The following is a 22,433-nucleotide window of genomic DNA, read 5'->3' on the forward strand; positions in this document are numbered from 1 at the left end:
CCACACTGGCTCATCCGCCCCTTTCGGACGGAGAAGTGAAGGGAACCCGAGCCCGTTGAACAGCAGCAAGCACACGGAGCTGGCGAACCACGCCTGGTCCGTCGCCGACCTCCTGCGCGGCGACTACAAGCAGTCCGACTACGGCAAGGTCATCCTGCCGTTCACCGTGCTGCGCCGCCTGGAGTGCGTCCTGGCGCCCACCAAGGACAAGGTCCTCCAGGTCGCCGAACAGTACAAAGGCTCGGAGATGAACCCGGACCGCTTCCTGCGCAAGGCGTCCGGGCACAGCTTCTACAACACCAGCCCGTACACGCTGAAGGCCATCGCCGGCGACCCCTCGCAGGTCGCGAAGAACCTCCAGGCGTACTGCGCCGCCTTCTCGCCCAACGCGCAGGAGGTGCTGGAGCGCTACGAGTTCGCCCAGCAGATCAGGAGGCTGGACGCGGCGAACCTGCTCTACCAGGTCGTCGGGCGCTTCGCCGACCTCGACCTGCGACCGGTGCGGACCGACGCCGAGGGCGTGCCCGTGCTCGGTGAGGACGGCCGGCCGGTCGAGGTCGTCTCCAACCACCAGATGGGCTATGTCTTCGAGGAGCTGATCCGGCGCTTCGCCGAGCAGTCCAACGAGACGGCCGGTGAGCACTTCACGCCGCGCGAGGTCATCCGCCTGATGGTCAACCTGCTGGTCGCGCCCGACAGCGACGTGCTGGCCCTGCCGGGTACGGTCCGCACGGTCATGGACCCGGCCTGCGGCACCGGCGGGATGCTCAGCGCGGCGGAGGAGCAGATCAAGAGCTTCAACCCCGACGCCACGGTCGGCGTCTACGGCCAGGAGCTCAACCCGGAGTCGTGGGCCATCTGCCGTTCCGACATGATGATCAAGGGGCAGAACCCGGAGAACATCAAGTTCGGCAACTCCTTCAGCGACGACGGCCACAACGGCGCCCACTTCGACTACCTGCTGGCCAACCCGCCGTTCGGCGTGGAGTGGAAGAAGGTCAAGGACGAGGTCGAGAGCGAGCACGAACGCCTCGGCGAGAGCGGGCGGTTCGGCGCCGGCCTGCCGCGCATCAACGACGGCTCGCTGCTGTTCCTCCAGCACATGATCTCCAAGATGAAGCCGGTGGACGCGAATGGCGCCGGCGGCAGCCGGATCGCGATCGTCTTCAACGGCTCGCCGCTGTTCACGGGCGCGGCCGAGTCGGGGGAGTCCCGCATCCGGCAGTGGATCCTGGAGAACGACTGGCTGGAGGGCATCGTCGCCCTGCCTGACCAGCTCTTCTACAACACCGGCATCTCCACGTACTTCTGGGTCCTCAGCAACCGCAAGGCCGTCGACCGGCGCGGCAAGGTCGTCCTGCTCGACGCGCGCGACTACTGGCAGAAGATGCGGAAGTCGCTCGGCGACAAGCGCAAGGAACTGGGCGAGCAGCACATTGCCGAGATCACCCGCCTCTACACGGAGGCGCTGGCCGTGGTGGACGCGGCCGAGCGCGGCGACGGCCACGACCTGATCGAGAAGGCCGGGAAGATCAAGGTCTTCAGGAACGAGGACTTCGGCTACCGCCGGATCACGGTCGAGCGGCCGTTGAAGCTCCGCTTCGAGGTGACGGACGAGACGCTGGCGTCGGTCGCGGCCTCGAAGCCGATCGCGCGGGCCACGGACGTCGAGGCGTTCGTGGCGGCCCTGCGGCCGCTGGTCGGCAAGTCCTGGCCGACGAAGTCCGACGCGTGGATCGACCTGAAGGACGCGGTGGTGGCGGCGGGCCGCCTGTGGCCGACGGGAGCGCCGTTCGCCAAGGCCCTGCGGGAGGTGGTCGGCGTCCGCGACCCCGAGGGCGAGGTGCAGATGGTCAAGGGCGAGCCGGAGCCGGACCCGGAGTTGCGGGACTACGAGAACGTCCCGCTGGACGAGGACGTGGACGAGTACCTGCGGCGGGAGGTGCTGCCCCATGTGCCGGACGCGTGGATCGACCACACGAAGACGAAGGTGGGCTACGAGATCCCGTTCACACGGCACTTCTACGTGTACAAGCCGCCACGGCCACTGGCGGAGATCGACGCGGAGCTGAAGTCGCTGGAGGCCGAGATCCAGGCGTTGCTGGGGGAGGTGACGGCGTGAGCAATCCCGCCCATCGCAGTTATTCGCAGTTCCCACTTCGGCGTTTCGTCCACGAGATGACCGATGGCCCCTTCGGGAGCTCACTAACCAGCAGTCACTACTCTGACGAGGGTGCTCGCGTCATTCGACTCGGCAACATCGGATCAGCGCGCTTCAAGAACTCCGATGAAGTATTTATTTCCCTGGACTACTTCAATGAATTGAAGCGTCATGAAGTCAAATCCGGAGATCTGCTTATCGCAGGACTCGGCGACGAACGGCACCCCGTAGGGCGTGCCTGTATTGCGCCGGACGACCTTGGTCCTGCCATCGTAAAAGCGGATTGTTATCGAGTTCGATTGGACGAGAAGAGGCTCACGCACCGATTCGCCGCTTGGGCTCTCTGCTCGTCATACGTCGCGGATCAAGTCTCGGCATCGAGTCGCGGATCCACGCGCTCGCGGATCAACCTTGAAGTGGCGCGCGAGATCGTCCTGCCTGTGCCGCATGTAGAGGAGCAGCGCCGTATTGCCGACTTCCTCGACGCCGAAACCGCCCGCATCGATCGCCTATCCAGCTTGCAGCAACAGGTCGTGCATCTCCTGGACGAGCGCGAATCGGCCCAACTGGACCTTGCCATTGACGAACTCGTGGGGCGGCATAGCGATGTGCCGCTTCGGCGCTTTCTGTGGGGAGTCGACCAAGGAACCAGCCCTCAGTGTGAAGCGGTCCCCGCCGGGGAGAATGAGTGGGGCGTTCTCAAGGTCAGCAGCCTGCGCCCGGGGCTCTTCCTGCCTCATGAAAACAAGCGCCTTCCCGAAGGTGTGGAGCCCGATCGTACAAGCGAGGTCCACGACGGCGATCTGCTGATCACGCGGGCGAATACGCCTCAGTTGGTCGGTTCAACGGCGGTGGTTCGGGGCGCCCGGAGCAAGCTGCTGCTCTCCGACAAGATTTTCCGGGTCCGCTTGACCCGTGAGATGTCTCCGGACTTCGTTGCCGCCGTGGCACGCGGAAGTCGGATCCGAGCGCTGTGTGCGGCTGGCTCTAATGGCGCTTCACAGTCGATGGCCAACATCAGGTTCGATGAGGTGAAAGCATGGCCTCTCCCGGCAGTTGGTCCGGATCTGCAACGCGACTTGGTGCATAGATCTTCTAGAGCCCGAGCGCAATTGGATGCCCTGCGAAAAAAGGTCAATCGTCAGCTCCACCTCCTCGCCGAGCGGCGCCAAGCGCTGATCACCGCCGCCGTCACCGGTCAGATCGACGTGTCCACTGCCAGTGGCAGAGATATCGAGGACTGAATGTTCGCAGTTTATAGACAGGTCACTTGGATCCAACGCGCAAACAACCAGAAATGATCTGGTCAAAGTCAATGATATTTGGATATGTTGACCGTGGTGTCATCGAGTCCAATTCAGTGCGAAGGTGGGGGGATTGTGGCTACAGCAAGGGATGCAGAACGCTTCGCACGCCAGGTGGCAGTTGCGCTGGAACGGGATTACGTTCAGCACCTTGACATCAGTGACATTGCGTCGCTCAGTGAGGAAGCGCGAAGTCCGCGTGTGCTATCCCGAGCGATGGCCGCCCTCGCCGTGCGCAAGGTGACTGGCTTCTCTCCCGAGAACGCAGCAGCGTGGGTCATCGACGGTGTGAACGACCAGGGTTTGGATGCCATTGCCATCACAACCAATCCCGAGCATGTCTATCTTGTCCAGGCGAAGTGGAGTAAGAAGGGCACAGCTACGCTGGACCGAGCGGCCGCACGAGAGATGATCGGCGGTCTCGACCTCATCGACCAGGAGAGGTTCGACCGGTTCAACGCCCGTGGTGAACGGCTCGCTGAAGAGGCCAGCCAATTGATGATTGACGCCATGGCGCCCGCCACCCTGGTTATCGCTCTGATGGGAATTCATGAACCAGGGCCCGGTGCCACGCAATTGTTCGAGGATGTGCGGGCCAGGTACGACAATGTCGGCCGTCCACTTCTCAATGTGCGCTATCTCTACGCGGAAGACCTCGTCGCGCAGATCCGCGATGATCTCGCGCCAGCGCCGCTGGACCTCGACATCGAGATGGAACGATGGCACAAGCACGACGGTGTGCACGAGTCTTTCGAAGGCGTCGTGCGTGTTGAGGATGTCGCTCAGTGGTACGAGGAACACGGGAGTCAACTGTTCAGACTCAACATCCGCAACCCGCTCGGCACCACGCTCACCAATCGCGGCATTGTGGAGACACTAGAAAAATCTCCCGCGCATTTCTGGTATTTCAACAACGGCATCACGCTGCTGTGCGACACCATTCAGGCACGTTACAGGTCACGATCCGCTCCGCAGGGCGCACCCGTCTCTCTCACCGCAGGGAACGCGAGTATCGTCAACGGTGCTCAGACGGTCCGGGCCATTGCACAGGCGATGGAGTCCAGCCCGGCCACAGCAGCCAACGCGCATGTCACTGTGCGTGTTATCGCCACGCATGGCGTCGCTGAGTTCGCGAACGACGTTACGGAGGCCACGAACCAGCAGAACAAGGTGGAACCGCGGGACTTCGTTTCGCTCGATTTGGCTCAGAGTGTCATCCGGGATGATCTCGCGGCAGAGTTGGAGAAGGAGTACACGATCAAGCGTGGCGCCCCGGATCCGGCGCCAGAGTCCGGCTGTTCTATCACGGAAGCGGCGTTCTCACTGGCGTGTTTCCACCCTGATGCCAAGTATTGTTGTCTAGCGTCTACCTCTCCTGAGCTTCTGTGGGAACGCGGAAATCGCGGTATCTACGACGTGCTGTTCGGCGCGCGCCCCACGGCCTATCAGGTATGGCGGTCGGTGCTCACCGTGCGAGCCGTCCGTGCGGCTCTGCATGTGTCGCGCGCCACACGGGAAGGTCGCGCGGACACTTTGGCCCAGAAGGGCGCCTACATCATCGCGCATCTTGTCATGCAGGTGCTTGGCAGGGATGACATCGCCGAACCTGGGTTTGACTGGGATGACGAAGTCCTTCGAAAAGTACCGACGGTCACGGACACGGTGCTGGCGTGGCTCATACATCATATCGACGCAGAGTGTGGAACGGACGTCCATATCGGCCGTATCATCACGGATTCGGAGCAGGTATCCACGCTCGCCGAACTGGTACTCAGCGACGTGATGGCTGGCGCCATCGTTCCGACCCTCCAGGCCGCCTACATCAAGGAGAGGAAACCCCGTAAGCGCCGACGTCCCAACACCGTGCCCTACCTCGTCAAGGCGCGGGCTGTGGCTGAGGGGGCGGCTCTCGTCTATGTCCCGTTGAGCAGTACGGAGCGGGAGGCCGAGGAACTGGTGGCATGGCTTTCCGCCGACCCCCGCCGTCGCCGGGCGATCTGGACGAACGACAGCAGGCGTCCTCTCCTGTGGGAGGCGGACCGGAAACAGTACGCACCGTCGGCGCTCGTTCAGGAGATGTGGCGACTCGCCGGCTGGAAGAAGCAGCCGGTAGCTAACCAGGGCACAGCACGGTGGCGTGTTGAGGGGGGCGAGACGTTGTGGGAGTTGGCGTTGCGGCTACAAGCAGAAGAGGCTCCGGACAGCGACTAGAAAACCGGTCCTCGCCACAGCCATAGCCCTCAGCTTTCGGCGTCTGAACCGTTCACTAAATGAGAACATGGATACGCATTATGGCCGTACACCACGAATCCGCCTTCGGTAACGCCATCGTCGCCGCCATGCTGGAACGCGGCTGGCGCGAGGCCGTCGCACAGGACTACAGCCCGGACCTCGGCCTCGACACCGGACAGCTCTTCGCGTTCATCGGCGCCACCCAGGCCGACGAGTTCGAAGAGCTCAAAGCCCTCTACGGCGGCGACCCCGACGCCGCCCAGGCCGGGTTCGCCAAGCGGGTGGACAAGGCCATCGCGGAGGACGGCGTGCTGGACGTACTCCGGCAAGGCGTCAAGGACCACGGCGTACGGATCAAACTGGCCTACTTCAAGCCGAACCTCGTCGCCTCCGACGCCATCCTGGACGACTACCGGGCGAACCGGCTCACCGTCGTCCGGGAGCTGGAGTACGCCACCAAGCAGGCGGACAAGGGCAACCGCCTCGACCTGACCCTCTTTCTCAACGGCATCCCGCTCGCCACCGCCGAGTTGAAGAACCCGCTGACCAAGCAGGGCGTGGAGCAGGCCAAGGCGCAGTACCGCCTCGAACGCGACCCCACCGAGCTGATCTTCACGCGCCGCGTGATCGCGAACTTCGCCGTGGACCCGGACCTCGTCTTCGTCGCCCCCGAGCTGAGGGGCAAGCCCACCCGTTTCCTGCCGTTCAACACCGGCTCCGAGGGCCCGGGCAGGCCCGGCGGCGCGGGCAACCCGGCGCCCACCATCCCCGGGACGTACGCGACCTCGTACCTCTGGGAGCAGATCTGGCAGCCGGACACATGGCTGGACCTGATCGAGCGGTTCGTGCACCGGAGCAAGGAGAAGGGCCCGGACGGCAAATCCCACAAGCGGCTGATCTTCCCGCGCTACCACCAGTGGGACATCGTCACGAAGCTCGCCGCGCACGCGGCCCGGCACGGGGCGGGCCACAACTACCTCGGGATGGCGTCGGCCGGCTCCGGCAAGTCGAACACCATCGCCTGGCTGGCGCACCGCCTGTCGTCCCTGCACACGCCCACCGACCCGGCCGCGCTCGACCCCGACGCGCTGGCCGCCGGCCTCAAGCCGGGCGTGCCCGTCTTCGACAAGGTCGTCATCATCACCGACCGCCGCAACCTGGACGCCCAGCTCCGGGAGACCGTCGGCAGCTTCGAGAAGACCGCCGGACTGGTCGTGAAGATCGACGAGAAGCACGGCGCGAAGTCCGACCAGCTCGCGAAGGCACTGTCCCGCGAGACCGGGAAGATCATCACGGTCACGCTGCACACCTTCCCCGCGCTCATCGACTACCTGCGCCGCAACCCCACCGAGATCCAGGGCCACACCTTCGCGATCGTCGTGGACGAGGCGCACTCCTCGCAGTCCGGCGACGCGGCCACCGCCGTCCGCGCGGCCCTGCGCGAACTCGGCCTGGACTCGGACTCCGACGACGCCGGCGCGACCGAAGAGGCGGCGGAAGGCGCCGCGGCGACCACCGACGCCAAGCTCGTCAAGAAGGCCGTCCAGCGCAGCCAGGCCAAGAACCTGTCCTACTTCGCGTTCACGGCCACGCCCAAGGCGAAGACGCTCGAACTCTTCGGCACCCTGGACACCGTCGACGGCAAGCCGGCGTACGTGCCCTTCCACACGTACTCGATGCGCCAGGCCATCGAGGAGGGCTTCATCCTCGACCCCCTGCGCAACTACGTCACGTACAGCACCTACTGGAAGCTGGTGAACAACAACCCGGACGAGCGCGAGGTGGACCCGTCGAAGGCGAGCAGCCTGCTCGCCCGGTTCGCGTACACCCACGAGTCCACGGTGAGTCAGCATGCCGAGGTGATCGTGGAGCACTTCCGGGCGCACACCGCGGGCCGGCTCGGCGGGCGCGCCAAGGCCATGGTGGTCACGGGCGGCCGGGACAGTGCCGTGCGGATGTCCCGCGCGATCAAGCGGTACATCGGCGACCGGGCGTACGCCGACCCCGGCGTACTCGTCGCGTTCTCCGGCAGCCTGACGTACGACGGCGAGGAGACGACCGAGCCGAAGGAGAACGGCGGCCTGGCGGAATCCGCGCTGCCGAAGGCGTTCGCGTACACGCGCAAGGACGACAAGGCCGTGCGCACGGGCGCGAAGGCGACGCAGCGCGAGTACCGCATCCTGGTCGTCGCCGAGAAGTACCAGACCGGCTTCGACCAGCCGCTGCTCACCACGATGTACGTGAACAAGAAGCTCGCGGGCATCAACGCCGTCCAGACCCTCTCGCGCCTGAACCGCACCGCCGACCGCAAGTCCCAAGCCGACCTGGCGGTCCTGGACTTCGTCAACGACGCCGAGGACATAAAGGCGTCCTTCGTCCCGTACTTCGAGGAGGCGAACACCCTCCCCTCCGACCCCAACCTCCTCTACACCGCGCAGAGCCGGGTCATGCGGCCCGACATCCTCGTCGACGCGGAGATGCGGGACTTCGCCGAGGCGTACCTGGCGGCCGAGGAGAAGGCGGCGGGCTCGGCGGCGCGCTGGGAGAAGCTGCACGCGGAGCTCTACCGGCTCCTCGCGCCGGCCGTTTCCCGCTTCACCGGCCTGCTGGACGCCAAGGACGAGGCCGGCGAACTGGACGAGGAGGCCCGGGAAGTGGCCGAGGAGTTCCGCGGCGACCTCAACGACTACGTACGCAAGTACGGCTTCCTCGCGCAGATCGTCCCGTACCGCGACGCCGACCTCGAACGCCTCTACCTCTACGGCCGCCACCTCCTCAACCGGCTGCCGAGGCGCGGTGACGGCGGCGTGGACATAGGTGACGTCGACCTCAGCCACCTGCGGGTGCGGAAGACCGGTGAGCACGACCTCGCGCTGACCGCCGAGGGCGCGGCGGAACTGCCCGGATTCGGCGACGGCCCGGGCGGGGCGAAGGAGCCGGAGAAGTCGCCGCTGTCGGAGCTGATCGAGAAGTTCAACGAGAAGTTCGGCACCGACTTCACCGAGCAGGACGTCATCACGCCCTTCACGGAGGCGAAGGCCGACCCGAAGGTCCGCGCCGCCGCCGTCAACGACGAGGAGAACTTCGGGCTGGTCTTCGACGAGGTCTTCGAGGACAAGATGGCCGACCACATCGACACCATCGCCGACATGGGCCGCAAGTACTTCAGCAACGACGACAGCTTCAAGCGGACGCTCAACCGCAGCGCCCGCCGGGCCGCGTACCAGATGATCCGCCGCGAGGAGAACATCGACGGCGACGCCGCCTGACCTTCATTTTGGCCGGCCGCCCCGGTGGAGCGGGAGACCGGCGACCACGGAGGTGCCGCGAACCGGGCGGGGGACGACGGCCCAGGCCGCCGCGAGCGCGTCGACGAGGAGCAGGCCGCGGCCGGCCTCGGCATCCGCGCCCGGGTGCCGCGGCTTGAGGGTGCCGTCGGCGCATCCCGTTCCCGGGTCCGAGACGGCCAGCCAGTAGTGGCCGTCAGCGGGCCAGAGGACGAGTTCGACGAGAGCGTCGTCCTCCGGCCGCGCGCCGTACCGGATGGCGTTGGTGACCAGTTCCGATGTCAACAGGCCGAGGTCGTCGCCCAGATGGGGCCGCAGGCGGCGCGGGAGCGCTTCGGCGACCGCCCGCCGGGCTCGCGACACGGACGCGGGGTGCGCCGGGAAGCGCCAGAGGGAGGGGACGGAGGGGATGTCGGGCATGGCGAACTCCGTTGTGGTGCTGAGGGTTTGGGGCCGCCGGTGGCCTACCGCCCTGGTCGCGGACACCCCCGCCCCAGGGCAGGCGGGCATGTTCGCGCGGTGCGCTTCCGGCATTGCGGTGTGTTGCTTGCGCGCTACTTACAGTAGGACATGAGGGAGTACATGTGCTACCTAGACTGGGATGTCCGTTTGGACCCCGCTCAGTACCGCGAGGCAGACTGAGCCGCACGCAACGAGAGGGAGGCCATGCCGCCGAGAAGCCATCCGACTGCCCGCCAGCAGCGTCTGGGCACGGAGCTTCGCCGACTCCGGGAAGCCGCTGGGCTGTCGACCGAGCAGGCCGCGGCCCTGCTGGACACGAAGCGGACGGTCATCACCAGCACCGAAGCGGGACGCCACGGGGTCAGCGCGGAGCGTGTGCGGCGCATCGCGTTCGAGTACGAATGCACCGACCAGACTCTGGTGGACGCGCTGGTCAACATGTGTGGTGACCGCACGCGCGGCTGGTGGGAGGAGTACCGCGACATCCTGCCGGCGACGTTCCTGGACATCGCGGAGCTGGAGTGGCGTGCGGAGGGCTTGCGCGTGAGCACGATGACGCACATGCCGGGGCAGTTCCAGACCGAGGCTTATGCGCGGGCTCTGTTCGAAGCCGCCATCCCGCCTTTGCCCGCGGCCGAGTTCGAGGCAAGGGTGGCTCATCGCGTCCAGCGGCATCAGGCGGTCGACCGTCCCGAGGCTCCACCGTACGTACTGATCATCCACGAAGCCGCGCTGCGCATCGAGGTTGGCGGGAGGGGTGTGCTCCGAGACCAACTTGCTCACCTTATGGAAGCCGCTGATCGCGACAACGTCACCATCCAGGCCATCCCCTTCTCAGCCGGTGCGTTTCCGGGCTCGGGTCAGGCCATCCTGTACGCCCAAGGCGAGGTGCCGCGACTGGACACCGTCCAACTGGATCGCACCTCGGCTGGGGAATTCCTGTATGCCGAAGCGCACTTGGACAAGTACCGGCTGCAGCTCGACGAGATGCAGCGGATCGCGCTTGCGCCCAACGAGACCCTCGACCTCATCCACTCCATTACGCAGCAGCTCTAGGAGAGCCCGCCATGCCTGACATCACCTGGGAAGCCCCCTTCTGCCAGGACGCCAGCAACTGCTTCCGCATCGGCACCGACGCCGAGGGCAACGGCTACATAGCCGTCGCCGGGCAGGAGGACCGCCCCCTCACCGACTCCGTCGACGCCCTGCGCACCCTGATCGTGGACATCAAGGCGGGCAAGGCGGACCACCTGCTCTGAGCTTGGCGTTCAACCTCGGCGGTGACCCGAGCTGCTGCTATTGGTCCCTGTACACCCGCGGCGATGCGCTCTTCGAGCTGACCGGCGCGGTGCTGTGTGCGGACGGTCCGGTCAAGTCGCTGGTGGAGCTGAGGCCGGCGGCCGAGCACCGGCGCGGGGCGATGTACGACGCGGTCGATCACGGCCGGCTGGAGCCGGGCCGGCCGCGCGGGCTGCCGGTCTCCATGAGGTCGTCACATCCAGCGGATTCCTTGTGGCCGGGACGGCCGGACCGTATGTTGATCGGCGCCAACAGTCCACAAAAGTAGGGGAGTTCAGGAGTATGAGTATGCGTCGAAGCGTCACGGCGTTGGCCGTTGCCGTGGCAGGGACGACAGCCATCGCCCTCGCGCCTGGTACCGCCTACGCCTCGACGGGCGGCGGCTGCATGACCAATGGACCGCTGAGAGCCTGCATCAGCGCCAGCGGCAGTAACGTCGAACCCGACTTCTACATCATCGCCCCCACTCCGGGATGCACGCACCTCAAGGCGGAGGTCGATGACATGACGACAAATACGGAAAAAGGAGAATGGAACGAGTGGGCCCCGTGCGGGCCCATAGGGCACTTCGGCCCTTGGCCGTTCGCGGGTCAAAACGGACACTCTTACCAAATTTCCCTCACGGAGAGCGGCGGCGGTGAGTACATAGTTTGGAGTCCATATTTCGTGTTCTCGAATTGATGGGACTGCGGGACGACATGAACCGCCTGGGCCCGGTTCGTGACGCGGAGGAAGCCGCCGAACTTTCGCCAAGAGCCTCGTCCTGGACAGGCTGAGGTCCGCGCGCTGATCGCCCCCCGGGGGCCTTCTGGAGCTGGTCGGCCGGGTTCGCAGCCCCGGGCTGCCACGAGGCCCTGCCCCGATGCCCCGACCACCGCCACGTCACCCGAACAGGACTCCTGTTCGGCTCAACCGCACCGCCGAACGGTGAGCGGACGGTTTCCGAGGCGTGACTCCCGCCGGTCAGAGCTCCGCGGACCGGTCCTTGGCCCACCACAGGAACGCGGAGGCGTGCTCCTGGTCGGCGAAGCCCTCGCCGGCCAGGGTGCGCAGTACGTCGTTGCTCCACAGGATGAGCCGTCCAAGGGTCCAGTTCACCGACTCGGGCGCCGGCAGCTCCAGCCCGTAGACCTTGTGGGCGATCTCGCGCTTGCCGCCCGCCTCCGTCGTGTACTTGAGGATCGGCAGGAACGCGTCGGGCTGCACCACGCACAGGACCTTGGTGAGGAGGGCCTCCTTGAAGCCCTTCATGGCGAAGGGCTTGGCGCCGGCCAGCAGGTGCTCCAGCCGGTCTTCGAGAGGGACGGAGTCAGGCCCGTACAGGAGGTACTCGATCGTCCTGCGGGTGGACTCCGCCGCCGCTGCCTCACCCATCTCGTTCCACGCGGAGTTGAACACGGACTGGTTGCCGGGGTGCGCCCCCACAATGGTGTTGGCGAAGTCCTTCAGCAGCCGCGGCTCGCACGTCCACAGCCCGCCGGGGGAGAAGACCTCCTGGTACTTCGCCCAGTAGGCCGTCACCTTCGGGTCGGTGCCCGGCCTGGTGGTGGCGAGGTACCGCGCCTTGAGCCGGTTCACCCGCTCCATCCGCTCCGGGTCGACGTCCTCGGGCTTCGGGAAGCGGGCCTTGAGATCGTTGAACAGGTAGGACGGCTTCTTCCCTTGAGCGAGGGGCTCTCCGTCCGCCCACTCCAGGCCGCACCGGTGTCTCATCAGCCGGCGCCCGTCGTCGAGGACGCGGACCGGCTCGATGTCCTCGTCGTCGCAGCACACCGGGCACATGGCCAGCCCCATGGTCCACCCCACGTTCCCGCACGCCGTCGCCCCACCGCGAACCGGCGCACTTCACCGGCCGGCCGCGCTCCCACCCTAGGCCACGGCGGCGACCGCCGGGGCGGTTCCGCGCGCGAGAGGCCGACTTCGCACGCGGCAGGCGCCCGCTCGGCCATCATGGTCGGTGCCGCGCGAAAGGCATCGCGCCGACGGGTCGTCCGCCCGCCGGACCGGCCCGGCGGGCGGCGGCGGAAGAACGGGAAACGGGAGAGCGGGACGAGGGGACGGCGGGCACACGGCGTGGCGCAGGCACCGAGGATCGGGGACCAGGGCCGCTACGAGCTGATCGAGGAGATCGACTCCGGCGGCATGGGGATCGTCTGGCGCGGCTACGACACCGTCCTCGACCGCGAGATCGCGGTCAAGATCATCCGCCCGGACGCGATCGGGTCCCCCGCGCACGCCCGGGAGTTCGCGCTCCGCTTCCGGCGCGAGGCGCGCGTCACCGCCCGGATCGGCCACCACGGGGTGCCGCAGGTCTTCGACGCGCTGCTCGACCAGTCCTCGTACGACCGCCTGTACCTGGTGATGGAGTACGTACGCGGAACGTCCCTGCGCACGGTCCTCGCGGGCGCGGGCGCGGGCGCGGGCGCGGACGGTTCCGGGACGTCGCTGCTCCCGGTGAGCTGGGCCGCCTCGATCGCCGCGCAGATCTGCACGGTCCTGTCGTACGCCCACGCGATCCCCGTCGTGCACCGCGACCTGAAGCCGGACAACGTCCTCATCGCCGCCGACGGCACCGTAAAGGTCCTGGACTTCGGCATCGCCAAGATCCTGCGCTCGGACGTCACCCGGCTGACCGCCACGGGCAACCCGATCGGCACGAGCCGCTACATGTCGCCCGAGCAGATCAACTGCGGGCGGATCACCCCGCTCAGCGACCTCTACGCCCTGGGCTGCGTGCTGCACGAACTCCTCTCCGGGCAACCGGTGTTCAGCGGTGACAGCGACTTCGAGCTGATGCGCCGGCACGTGGACATGCCGCCGGAGAGGCTGCGCACCCTGCGCCCCGAGGTGCCGGAGGGGCTGGAGGCACTGACGCTGGAGCTCCTGGCCAAGGCGCCCGAACAGCGGCCGGCCGACGCCTACGCGGTGTACGAGCGGCTGGTCCCGCACCTGCCGCTTCCGGGGACGGACGACGGGCTTTCGGCGCTCCCCGGCATGGACGGCCGCGCACCGGCCGGGGTCGCCGACCCGACCGTCGTCTACCGGCAGCCGAACGCGCCCCTGCGGCGTACCGCGGTCCCGTCACCCGCCGCCGAGCCGGCGCCCCCGGTACCCCCGGCACCGGCCCCCGTACCCGCCGACACGGTCCTGCGGGACGCGATCCGGGACGCGTACGCCCGCTCCGCGGACCTCGCCGACGACGGCCGGTTCACGCAGGCCGCGGACGTCCTCAAGGCGGTCATCGGGCCCGCGGCCACCGCGCTCGGCGTGCAGAACCGGCGGGTGCTCGGCCTGCGGCGCCAGCGTGCGGCCGTTCTCATGGCGGGAGAGGACTACCGGCGCGCGCTCCCGGAGTTCGAGGCGCTGGCCGCCGTCTACGCCCGTACGGCGGGGCCTTCGAGCCGCGAGACCCTGGAGTGCCGCCGGTCGGCCGCCGGCTGCCGGGCGAACCTCGGTGAGACGGCGGCCGCCCTGCGCGAGTTCCAGGAGGTCCTGGAACTCGTCATCAGCGCCGAGGGAGACGCCTCCGTGACGGCCATCGACCTGCGCCGCAACATCGGCATCCTGCTGTACACCGAGGGCGACCGGGTCACAGCCGAAGGCGTCCTCGACGCCCTCCATGAGGACATGTGCGTGGTCCTCGGCGAGGACGACGAGGAGACCCGCGAAATCGCCGACCTCCTCCTCCGGCTGCGCCGGCCCGAGGGCTGAGCCCGCGCGACGAGACGCTTTTCCCCTTCTCCCTGATCACGCTCGCGCAGACCGCCAAAGCGCTGGAGCCGCCGAACGTCACCGTCGAGGTCGTCGGTATCCCCGAGGCATTGCCCGCTTCGAGTGGGCGACAGCAGTCGCCCGCCGCCGCGTAGCCGACGGTGAACCCCGGGCTCGGTAGCAGTGTCGCTCGCTGCGGCCCCAGTCCAAGAGGGCGGCGGCGATCAGATCACCTTCGCGGAGCGGATCGAACGCGCCTGCCCTCCCGCGAGGAGGTCTGGTGCGTCAGCGGTGCCCGACCCGTTCGTGATCACGACCAGTCGGCCGACGGCTTCGAGGGGGCCGTGCAGGTGACACCGCACCCGGTCAGGCCGAGGCCGTCACCAGCAGGGTGCCGGCGCTGCGTGGTCCGTCGGCGGAGGCCGGCAGAACGTCGGTGCCGACGTCGGAGAAGCCCGCCTCGTACAGGAGCTTGGTCCATACGTGCTCCTGGAGTACCCAGCGGCGCATCGTGGTCGTCCCGCCGTCGGGCGTTCTGGCGGGGATGTCGGCGTGCGTGACGTCGGTCCTGGCGGGGGCGCCCCCCAAGCCGTGGGCGAGGGTGGAGAACACCAGGCGGCCGCCGGGCCGCAGCGCGCCGGCGGCCGCCGGCAGCAGAGTGCGCGGCTCGGTGAAGTCCACGGCACCGAAGACGGAGTACAGCACGTCGTAGGCGCCGGCCGCGGTCCGCAGGTGGTCGACCACGTCGGACCGCACGATGCGCAGGCGCGGTGCGAGATCACCGAACAGGTCCGTGGCCATGGCGTGCTGCGCCGTTGAGGCGTCGACCGCGTCGACTCGGCCGGGCCGCCCCGGCGCCGAGGTCGCCGACACCCCGCCGTCCCAGGACGCCGGACCGCTGGACGTTCGCCTGGCGACCGCCCGCGGCCTCTACGACTGCGGCGCGCACGGCAGACTCCTGGCCGCTCTGCCCGGTCTCATCGCCGACGCCCATTCCGCCGCCGCGACCCGCAGGAGCCCGGACCAGGCACGGCTGTCAACTGTGTACAGCCTCACCACCGCCGTCCTGGTCAAGATCGGCTCCCACGACCGCGCACGTCTCACCGCCGACCGCGCCCGCACCTGGGCCGAGATCTCCGGCTCCCCACTGGCCGCGGCAGCCGCCGCCCGCGAACTCGCGATCGTGCTCCGCCACCAGGACCGGAATGCCGCTGCCCAGCGCATCATGACGAGAGCCGCCGCCGACCTCGAATCCACGGGCCTGCGCACCGACGCCTCGACGTCCGCGTACGCACAGATGCTCTGCACCCTCGCCTACACCGCCGCCCGCGGCGGCAGGCGCTCCGAAGCACTGACGCTGACCGAAGAAGCCCGCCGAGCCGCCCGCCGGCTTCCGACAACCGCCCCCGCCGGCCGCCTGTTCCCCCTCACCCCCGCAGCCGTCGACCTCTACGCCGTCAGCGTCCATTGGGCCCTCGGCGACGCGGGCGCCGCACTGGAAGCCGGAAGGAACCTCCGAGCGGAGCAGTTCCCCACAGCCGAACGCAAGGCCCGCATGGGCACCGACATGGCCAGAGCGTGGTGGGCCTGGAACCGGCCCGAGCAAACCGCCCGCGCGCTGCTGGACGCCTACCGCGCCAGCCCCGGCGAGGTCCGCGACCGGCCCGCGATCCGCGCCATCGTCCACGAGTTGGCGGACCGCCACCCCCACACCAGCGGCGCCGCGAACTGCGCGCCGCCGTGGCGCGGGCCGTCTGAATTTCCACCTGATCACCCGGGCGTGGCAGCGCCTGGCGCTGCGCTCGCGGGGCGGCCATATTGTGCCGGAACATCGTCTTCCGCCCGTGTCGGCGGATCAGAATGGTGGGCATGGTCGCGATCATCAGGTGTACAGAGGCCGAGACGAAACATCTCGAATTCAAGGAGAGGCTCTACCCGCCCGCCGGACGCCATGAGTGGGTCTGGACGACCACACGGCCCAAAGAGTTCTGGACCAAGGGGCGTCACATCACCCTGGTCGCTACTCCGGACAGGTACGGCCGACCGATGGTGAGCCGACTCGGGCACACCAAGCGGTTGCACCAAGCGGCCGATCTGGAACAGAAGCTGGAGATTTCGCAAATCACAGTGCTCACCCATGCGGTGCCGCTGGACGATGTCCTGGGGATGCTGAGCGGGCGCCACAGCGCCCATCTGGTCGCGGAAGGCCAGCAGACGGAGGCCACGGGCGAGGCGGTGCTCGCCGCCCTGGCCGAACTGCGGCCCGAGGCCGGCGATGTGATCAGTGGCCTCAGAGCAGTGATCGACGGCTATCGCGTGCGGCCCGGTTCCAAGGCCGACGAGGCACTGGCGACCCAGCGGGACGCCGTCCTGGGGCTCGGGCGCATGGCCGGTATGACCATCCCGCAACTCGCCCGCTGGGATCCGCCGGCGGAAGCGCTGTACGACGACACCCCACCGCCCGCGTACATCGATCTTCTGAGCCGGACGGGACGGGACGCTCACCCGGACGCCAGTGCTTCGCAAAGAACGGCGGCCCCTGAGCACGACATCGCGATCGAGGACCATCACATCGGCCGGGACTTCGAGACCTTCATGGGCTGGATCGGCGAGAACACCGGCCACGTGGCCTGGCGGCGGTTCCACCAGAACGGCCAGTCGCTGCTGATCGCCAACGTCAACCGCACGAGCGCAGAGGCCATCTCCGGCGCGGACCTGCTCTACTACCACGAGACACGCGGCAGTCTGATCCTCGTCCAGTACAAGAAACTGGACCGGCACGTCGGCGGCTACTACTACCCCGACAGCGACCGCAATCTGGCAAAAGAGCTGAAGCGGATGCACGACGTGGACACGTACGCGGCCGTGCTCAGGAAGCCGACGGACGACCACCGGCTCAACGCCGATCCGAGCTGGATCAAACTGTGCCCGCCCGAAGGGGTCATCCCGCAGGCGAACGTCATGGTGCCGGGCATGTACTTCTCCCGGCAGCACTTCGAGCGCCTTCGTGACGATCCCCGCCTGCGGGACGGCCGCACGGGCGGGCCTCGCTTCGGGTACGCCAACGTGCCCAGCTACCTCGACAACACCATGTTCACCAGGCTGGTTGAGACCGGAATGATCGGCACGACGGGAGCGAGCACGGAGCTGGTGCGGCAGCAGGCCACCCGGAGCGTGAACGAAGGCCGCATGCTCATCGCGGGCCTGGTCATGGGCGAGGACCAGCCGCAGTCGGCACGCAACACCGCTCGCCGGCAGGGCCGTTGATCGTTCCTGAACCGGCATGTGCCCGTCGAACTCGGCGGCTCAGTGGAGGTCGGGGCCGCCTGCCTCGGTGAGCTCGCCGAGGACGCTGACCTCTTCGCCGGCGTCGTCCTGGACGTCGTCCGTGCCGGCATTCGAAAACGGTCCGGACGCTTCCGTGTCGGCGAGGTGTGGGTACTTCTCCAGGAGGAACCGCCGCCGGAACGCCATGTCGGCGAGGTCGACGGTCGACTCCAGCGTGGTCCAGTTGAGGGCGCTTCCCACGATGATCCCGACTGCCGGTACGGCCTTGCCGAGGCCCTGCTTGGTCAGGCGGAACTCGAAGGCCTTCGCGAACTGCACGTAGACCTTGGCGACGACCGCGTCGTTCAGGACCTCCCACGTCTTGCCGCGGACGAGCGCCTGGGTGAGCCGTGAGATGTCGCGCATGGCAGCGGTCTTCGCGGTGGCCGTCACGGCCGTCCCGGCGTTGACTACCGACATAACGAAGAGCTTTTCGGCGGGCTCCTCGGGGTCGTAGCCGTAGCGCAGCGCGATCTGGCCGACGGAGCGGGAGACGAGCCCGAGGACGGCCGCGGCATCGGCAGCGAGAGCACCGACGATCGCGCCCCCCGAAGGCGCGGCCGCGGCACCGGCGGAGACCGTGATGACGAGCTCTCCTCCCGAGATCACCAGCGCCGCCGTCGCTCCTGAGAGCGCCGCGGCGGCCGGGTAGTACCAGCTCGCTGCCCGTCCGCGCACAGCGTCTATCTGCTCCAGGTCCAGGCGGCGCAGGTCGTGCAGCGAGGCGACCTCATGCCCGCGCTTCTGGTGGAGCGTCACCACCCTTTTCGGGGACAGCCCGGCTCGCGAGACCCGCCCTACCGTCTTCCGCAGGGACTGGAGAGCGGTGTCGCTCCATTCCGGGAGGGCGTCGGCGGCTCCGCGCGCCCCGGCGCTGACCTTCTGAGCACCCTTGGCGACGAACTCCTGCCCACGCGAGACCGCCGACTGCGCCCGCGGGTGGTTCTCCAGGCGCTTGGCGGCACGCCTGCCGAGTTCTGCGGCGCCATGGGCCATGCGCTCGCCGGCGATTTTCTGAACTCGCGACAGCGGACGACCCTTGAACCGCTGAATGTCACGCCATGCGTCGAGCTCGTAGTCCGAAGGAATCGCCATACCGCGATGGTAGGGGCCGGGGCCTTCGCGTAAGGCCGTAATGGTGCACAACGGTGCACTCGCACCGGGGGGTTGCCGAATCGCGGGCCGGGTGGACGCGTCCGTGTCCTGTCTTCGCCGTCCACCGCGCGGCACCACCCGCACGGACGTGGCCTGCTCCAGCCGGCCCGGAGCGCGCCGGCCAACAGCTGGTCCTCTGTCGTGGGCAGCCCGACGGGGTCCTGGCCGTGCGTTCGAGGCTCAACGCGGGGCGAACTCGCACCAGACGACCTTGCCGGGCACCCGCTCGCCGACGTCCCACTTGTCCGCGAGCACGTTGACCAGGAGCAGGCCGCGGCCGGACTCCCGTTCCTCCGGGGCTGCGGGGCGGGTCTCCTCCGGCGGGATGGGCAGGTGGGGGTGGCCGTCGCCGCTGTCGTGGACCTCGACCCGCACGACGCCGCCTACGTGTCGGCTGAGGCGGAGCAGGATGCCTCCCCCGTACGCCGGGCCTTCCGGGCGGCGCTCAGCAAGGCGGAGGGGACCGATGCTGCCGAGTGGACGCCTCGGGAGCTCCGGCACAGCTTCGTGTCGCTGCTCTCGGACAACGGGGTCCCGCTGGAGGAGATCTCTCGGCTGGTCGGGCACTCCAGCACGGCCGTCACGGAGGAGGTCTACCGGAAGCAGATCAGACCCGTGATCCAGACGGGAGCGGTCGCCATGGACAAGCTTCAAGCGTGATCCAAAACCGTAGACACTCACTTTGACACTCAACGCAGGTCAGGCCCGGTTCCTCTTTCGAGAAACCGGGCCTGACCTGCGTTTTCACCAGTCGGGGTGGCGGGATTTGAACCCACGGCCTCTTCGTCCCGAAATATGGATGCTGCGTAAAAAGTCGAGAGCCGCAGCACTCTGACCTGCGGCCTGACACCACATAGTGGCAGGTCAGAGGCGTGCGTTCAAGGTTTCCGCCCGGCTGTCGTACCTATCTGCGACTCCTCGGATACTTCTCGCGTACGTCTCGATCCTTCAAGATCACACCCGGTTCACACCCAGAATCGGCAGAGGTACCCCAGAAGTAAGCCCAGGTCAGCGAGCCTGCAACGCGGGCGCCCACCCCGGGACCGCACCCCGAATCTGGGTGCCACACCCGGAACGCGAAGGCGCGGCCGCCCCCGTGGGAAAGTGGTGGCCGCGCCGGTCTTGCCCTACGAGCCCATACACGCCGGCCAGGCTCGCGGCGACACGGCCGCGCAGCGTCTCGTCCTCGATGTTGCCGACCGGTCACCAGGTATACCCGCTGACCTCCTCCTTCCGGAGCCGCACGTCCGCGCTCCGGTCCAGCCGGAACCCGAACCGGAAGTCGGCGTGGAAGTGCACCGGCTCCCCCTTCGCGTCGCTCGCCGGGATCGGGTGCACGTCGAGTTGTAGCGGTGTCCGAGGGGAAAAAGGAACAAGTCTATTACGCGGACTACCAGCTCAGTACGTTGGAGGCGCTGACGCGCATGCTGGCGGAACGCGCCCAGGAGGCCCAGGACGGCCACACCCCAACCGCGGCGGTGCACGGCATGTGACCAGCTCGTAATATCGGCCGCGCAGGCCCGCCTGGCCACTCAGACCGCGACGGCGCGCAGGCGGCTCCCAGCGGATCTCCTTTGGATCCGCAGGAGCATCCGGGGTTACGCGATTGTCCCCCAGAGCTTGGCGACGGCCGAGTTCAACCGGCCCCGACCAGGGGCATATGACCTTCGTAGGTCAGGTAGCAATAGGCCCCCCAGACGCTGCACCAAACAGTGCAGGCGATGGCTTGATGGCGAGCACGGGTCGCGGACGGGGTGGAGGCGATCAACCACGTGCCGACCGCCACGCCAACGAGCGGCGAAACCCACCACAGGTACTGCTCCACGGATAGGTACTTCCACGCGCGCTGGCGAAGCATGATCACGTAGACGCAGTAACTGATGGGAGCTGTGGCGTAGCCGAAGCCCAACAGGTTGCGCTGCCAGCGGCGGAGTCCCGGTTGTCTTGGCGGCCCGGATGGCCGGGGCGGTGCTGCCGGAGGCCGGGGCGGCGGCGTGCTCCGAGAGGGCGTTGCCGGGTGCTGGGAGACGGGAGGTGTTATGGCTGCCGTGGTGGCCTCGTGGCCGCCCGCCGCTGGGAGGAAGGTGAAGGCATCGTGGATGTCGGTGACCGCACGCAGCTGCTGCGGGTTGCCTCGCTTCTGGTACGCCTGGTGAAGTAAGGACACCCGTTCTTGGGTGATCTGTCTGAAAGCGTCCAGGGTGAGCGCGCCCTGGTGGGAGGCGACGACGTCCGAGACCGCGCGGGAGAAGAGGCTGAATGACTCGCCGGGGACCGTGCCGTACGTGACACCGTCGACCATGGCTTCGTGATCGCGTACGTAGAGGGAGAACTGGGCGGGGGAACAGCCGTAGACGTACCCCACCTTCCGCCGTAAAGCGGCGGCCGTCTTCTGCCGCCCCCATTCCGTCACGCCTGCCACGCTCATTGAGGCAGTTGCTTCGATGCCTTCCCGGCAGGCATCGATGAGGAAGACCACATGGTCGGCGAGTGTCTCGTCCAGCTGTGGCCGCCAGTCGATGGGCACGCAGCCGGACTCGAAGGGATGTGTGTCCTCGTCAATGTCCTCGGGGACGAGGTAGTCCCTGCCGGCAGCGTGAACACCATGCCCGCTGAGGAAGATCACCAGGGTGTCGCCTCTGCCTGCGCGGCGCAGGAATCCGGCGACGCGGGCATTGATGAAGTTGGCCGAGATCTGTTTGCCGCCCTCCCGTTGGGAGAGTATCTGCACATCGTGGAAGCCTCTGCGCCGGAAGGCCGAGCCGAGGCGCGCAAGGTCGGCGGGGATGAAGGGGAGTGAGTGGATTCCCCGCATGTCGTAGTTGCTAGCCCCGATCAGCAGGGCGCGGTGCTGTGGCATGACTGACTCGCCGGCGCTTACGGGCGCTTGAAGGTCAGGGTGAGGCCGCGCGTACCCTGCACCTGGCCGGTGCCTATGAATTGAACACCGCCGGTCGCAGTGACTTGGAAGGACAGCTGTGCCTCGGCCAGCGGCAGGGTGCCCCCGCGGTTCGCCACATCAGCAAAGACCTGTTGCAAGGCGTCAACCGCCTCGGCGAGATTTTGACGCAGCGGGCCAAGCGGGACGGGTCGGAGCACCGCGTCCCCATTGCGGTTGAACAGACCCATTGAGTCGTGGTCGGCGTGTTCGTCCTCGTCGGTGACCTCGACCCAGAAGGGAAGGGTGCGCTCGTCGAGTTGCGTGAGCCGATCCGCGCCTTCCATGTCATACCCCCCAGTAGGTGTGGCGGCGAAGCGGAAACATATTACCGATCAGGACTTCCAGTTGGGCCCCCAATCGTCCGCTTACAGGCGTTCCTCCTGCGCACCCAGAAGAGCGGCCAGGCCCTCATCCGAGATCAGCCGTTGATGTTGATTGGACACACCCATCCCCTGCGCCATGATCCACTCCGTGGACTGGGCGGTGTGCTCGTGCATCTTCGGCAGCCCGATCTCGCCGGCCGCCGCCCGAGGCCGCCGGTGCGCGCGACGGTC

15 protein-coding genes and 3 pseudogenes are annotated in these 22,433 nt (G+C 67.6%); 11 read left to right on the plus strand and 7 right to left on the minus strand.

The annotated features are described in order from the left end of the window. Positions 1 to 55: 55 nt before the first annotated feature. From K7G61_RS12580 to K7G61_RS12595, 4 genes are all read left to right on the plus strand, one after another. Positions 56 to 2,122, plus strand: a complete 2,067-nt coding sequence (locus K7G61_RS12580; protein ID WP_225846854.1) for a class I SAM-dependent DNA methyltransferase — start codon at positions 56 to 58, stop codon at positions 2,120 to 2,122. Further along, a complete protein-coding gene (locus K7G61_RS12585; protein ID WP_225846855.1) occupies positions 2,119 to 3,405 on the plus strand; it encodes a restriction endonuclease subunit S in 1,287 nt (428 codons plus the stop codon). The genes K7G61_RS12580 and K7G61_RS12585 overlap by 4 nt, the downstream gene beginning before the upstream one ends. Positions 3,406 to 3,540: 135 nt before the next feature. After that, the gene (locus K7G61_RS12590) at positions 3,541 to 5,676 is read left to right on the plus strand and encodes an AIPR family protein (protein ID WP_225846856.1); all 2,136 of its coding nucleotides are present in this window, start codon (positions 3,541 to 3,543) and stop codon (positions 5,674 to 5,676) included. A gap of 80 nt (positions 5,677 to 5,756) precedes the next feature. Continuing rightward, on the plus strand, positions 5,757 to 8,966 hold the full coding sequence (locus tag K7G61_RS12595; RefSeq protein WP_263984286.1) for a type I restriction endonuclease: 3,210 nt from the start codon (positions 5,757 to 5,759) through the stop codon (positions 8,964 to 8,966). Between the two features lie 3 nt (positions 8,967 to 8,969). Here K7G61_RS12595 and K7G61_RS12600 read toward each other — a convergent pair whose 3' ends face one another. Next, the gene (locus K7G61_RS12600) at positions 8,970 to 9,404 is read right to left on the minus strand and encodes an ATP-binding protein (RefSeq protein ID WP_225846857.1); all 435 of its coding nucleotides are present in this window, start codon (positions 9,402 to 9,404) and stop codon (positions 8,970 to 8,972) included. A gap of 246 nt (positions 9,405 to 9,650) precedes the next feature. On the opposite strand from K7G61_RS12600, the gene K7G61_RS12605 reads away from it, so the two are divergent. From K7G61_RS12605 to K7G61_RS37285, 3 genes are read left to right on the plus strand one after another with little or no spacing between them, the layout of a single operon-like run. Continuing rightward, positions 9,651 to 10,502, plus strand: a complete 852-nt coding sequence (locus K7G61_RS12605; protein ID WP_225846858.1) for a helix-turn-helix transcriptional regulator — start codon at positions 9,651 to 9,653, stop codon at positions 10,500 to 10,502. 11 nt (positions 10,503 to 10,513) lie between these two features. Continuing rightward, positions 10,514 to 10,705, plus strand: coding sequence for a hypothetical protein (locus tag K7G61_RS12610; RefSeq protein ID WP_225846859.1), 192 nt, complete (start codon positions 10,514 to 10,516; stop codon positions 10,703 to 10,705). Between the two features lie 2 nt (positions 10,706 to 10,707). Further along, the gene (locus tag K7G61_RS37285) at positions 10,708 to 11,013 is read left to right on the plus strand and encodes a hypothetical protein (protein ID WP_374204120.1); all 306 of its coding nucleotides are present in this window, start codon (positions 10,708 to 10,710) and stop codon (positions 11,011 to 11,013) included. 695 nt (positions 11,014 to 11,708) lie between these two features. Here the strand turns inward: K7G61_RS37285 and K7G61_RS12620 are convergent. Continuing rightward, on the minus strand, positions 11,709 to 12,539 hold the full coding sequence (locus tag K7G61_RS12620; RefSeq protein ID WP_225846860.1) for a hypothetical protein: 831 nt from the start codon (positions 12,537 to 12,539) through the stop codon (positions 11,709 to 11,711). A gap of 279 nt (positions 12,540 to 12,818) precedes the next feature. On the opposite strand from K7G61_RS12620, the gene K7G61_RS12625 reads away from it, so the two are divergent. Then, entirely contained in the window at positions 12,819 to 14,456 is a 1,638-nt protein-coding gene (locus tag K7G61_RS12625; RefSeq protein WP_225846861.1) for a serine/threonine-protein kinase, read from the plus strand. Positions 14,457 to 14,822: 366 nt separating this feature from the next. Here K7G61_RS12625 and K7G61_RS12630 read toward each other — a convergent pair. After that, positions 14,823 to 15,302 (minus strand): annotated as a pseudogene (locus tag K7G61_RS12630) (cyclopropane-fatty-acyl-phospholipid synthase family protein); the annotation flags it as partial. 1,023 nt (positions 15,303 to 16,325) lie between these two features. Between K7G61_RS12630 and K7G61_RS12640 the strand changes: the two are divergent. Next, positions 16,326 to 17,723: a hypothetical protein gene (locus K7G61_RS12640; RefSeq protein ID WP_225846862.1), complete on the plus strand. Its 1,398-nt coding sequence runs from the start codon at positions 16,326 to 16,328 to the stop codon at positions 17,721 to 17,723. A 39-nt stretch (positions 17,724 to 17,762) separates the two neighbouring features. On the opposite strand, the gene K7G61_RS12645 is transcribed toward K7G61_RS12640, so the two are convergent. Both K7G61_RS12645 and K7G61_RS12650 read right to left on the minus strand, forming a co-directional pair. Further along, complete coding sequence (locus K7G61_RS12645; protein WP_225846863.1) at positions 17,763 to 18,878, minus strand: EcsC family protein; 1,116 nt, start codon at positions 18,876 to 18,878, stop codon at positions 17,763 to 17,765. A gap of 240 nt (positions 18,879 to 19,118) precedes the next feature. Further along, a pseudogene (locus tag K7G61_RS12650) lies at positions 19,119 to 19,358 on the minus strand (ATP-binding protein); the annotation flags it as partial. Here K7G61_RS12650 and K7G61_RS12655 point away from each other — a divergent pair. Next, a pseudogene (locus tag K7G61_RS12655) lies at positions 19,347 to 19,598 on the plus strand (tyrosine-type recombinase/integrase); the annotation flags it as partial. The pseudogenes K7G61_RS12650 and K7G61_RS12655 sit on opposite strands and share 12 nt — an antisense overlap. Before the next feature lie 692 nt (positions 19,599 to 20,290). Beyond that, positions 20,291 to 20,431, plus strand: coding sequence for a hypothetical protein (locus K7G61_RS12660; protein WP_225846864.1), 141 nt, complete (start codon positions 20,291 to 20,293; stop codon positions 20,429 to 20,431). Positions 20,432 to 20,574: 143 nt separating this feature from the next. Here the strand turns inward: K7G61_RS12660 and K7G61_RS12665 are convergent, their stop codons facing one another. Continuing rightward, positions 20,575 to 21,798, minus strand: coding sequence for a caspase family protein (locus K7G61_RS12665; RefSeq protein ID WP_225846865.1), 1,224 nt, complete (start codon positions 21,796 to 21,798; stop codon positions 20,575 to 20,577). Between the two features lie 17 nt (positions 21,799 to 21,815). Then, positions 21,816 to 22,163 carry a hypothetical protein gene (locus K7G61_RS12670; RefSeq protein ID WP_225846866.1) on the minus strand — a complete coding sequence of 116 codons (348 nt, stop codon included), beginning with the start codon at positions 22,161 to 22,163 and terminating at the stop codon, positions 21,816 to 21,818. Positions 22,164 to 22,433 lie beyond the last annotated feature (270 nt).

The sequence above is a fragment of the Streptomyces sp. HPF1205 genome (assembly GCF_020400825.1).
Taxonomy (GTDB): domain Bacteria; phylum Actinomycetota; class Actinomycetes; order Streptomycetales; family Streptomycetaceae; genus Actinacidiphila.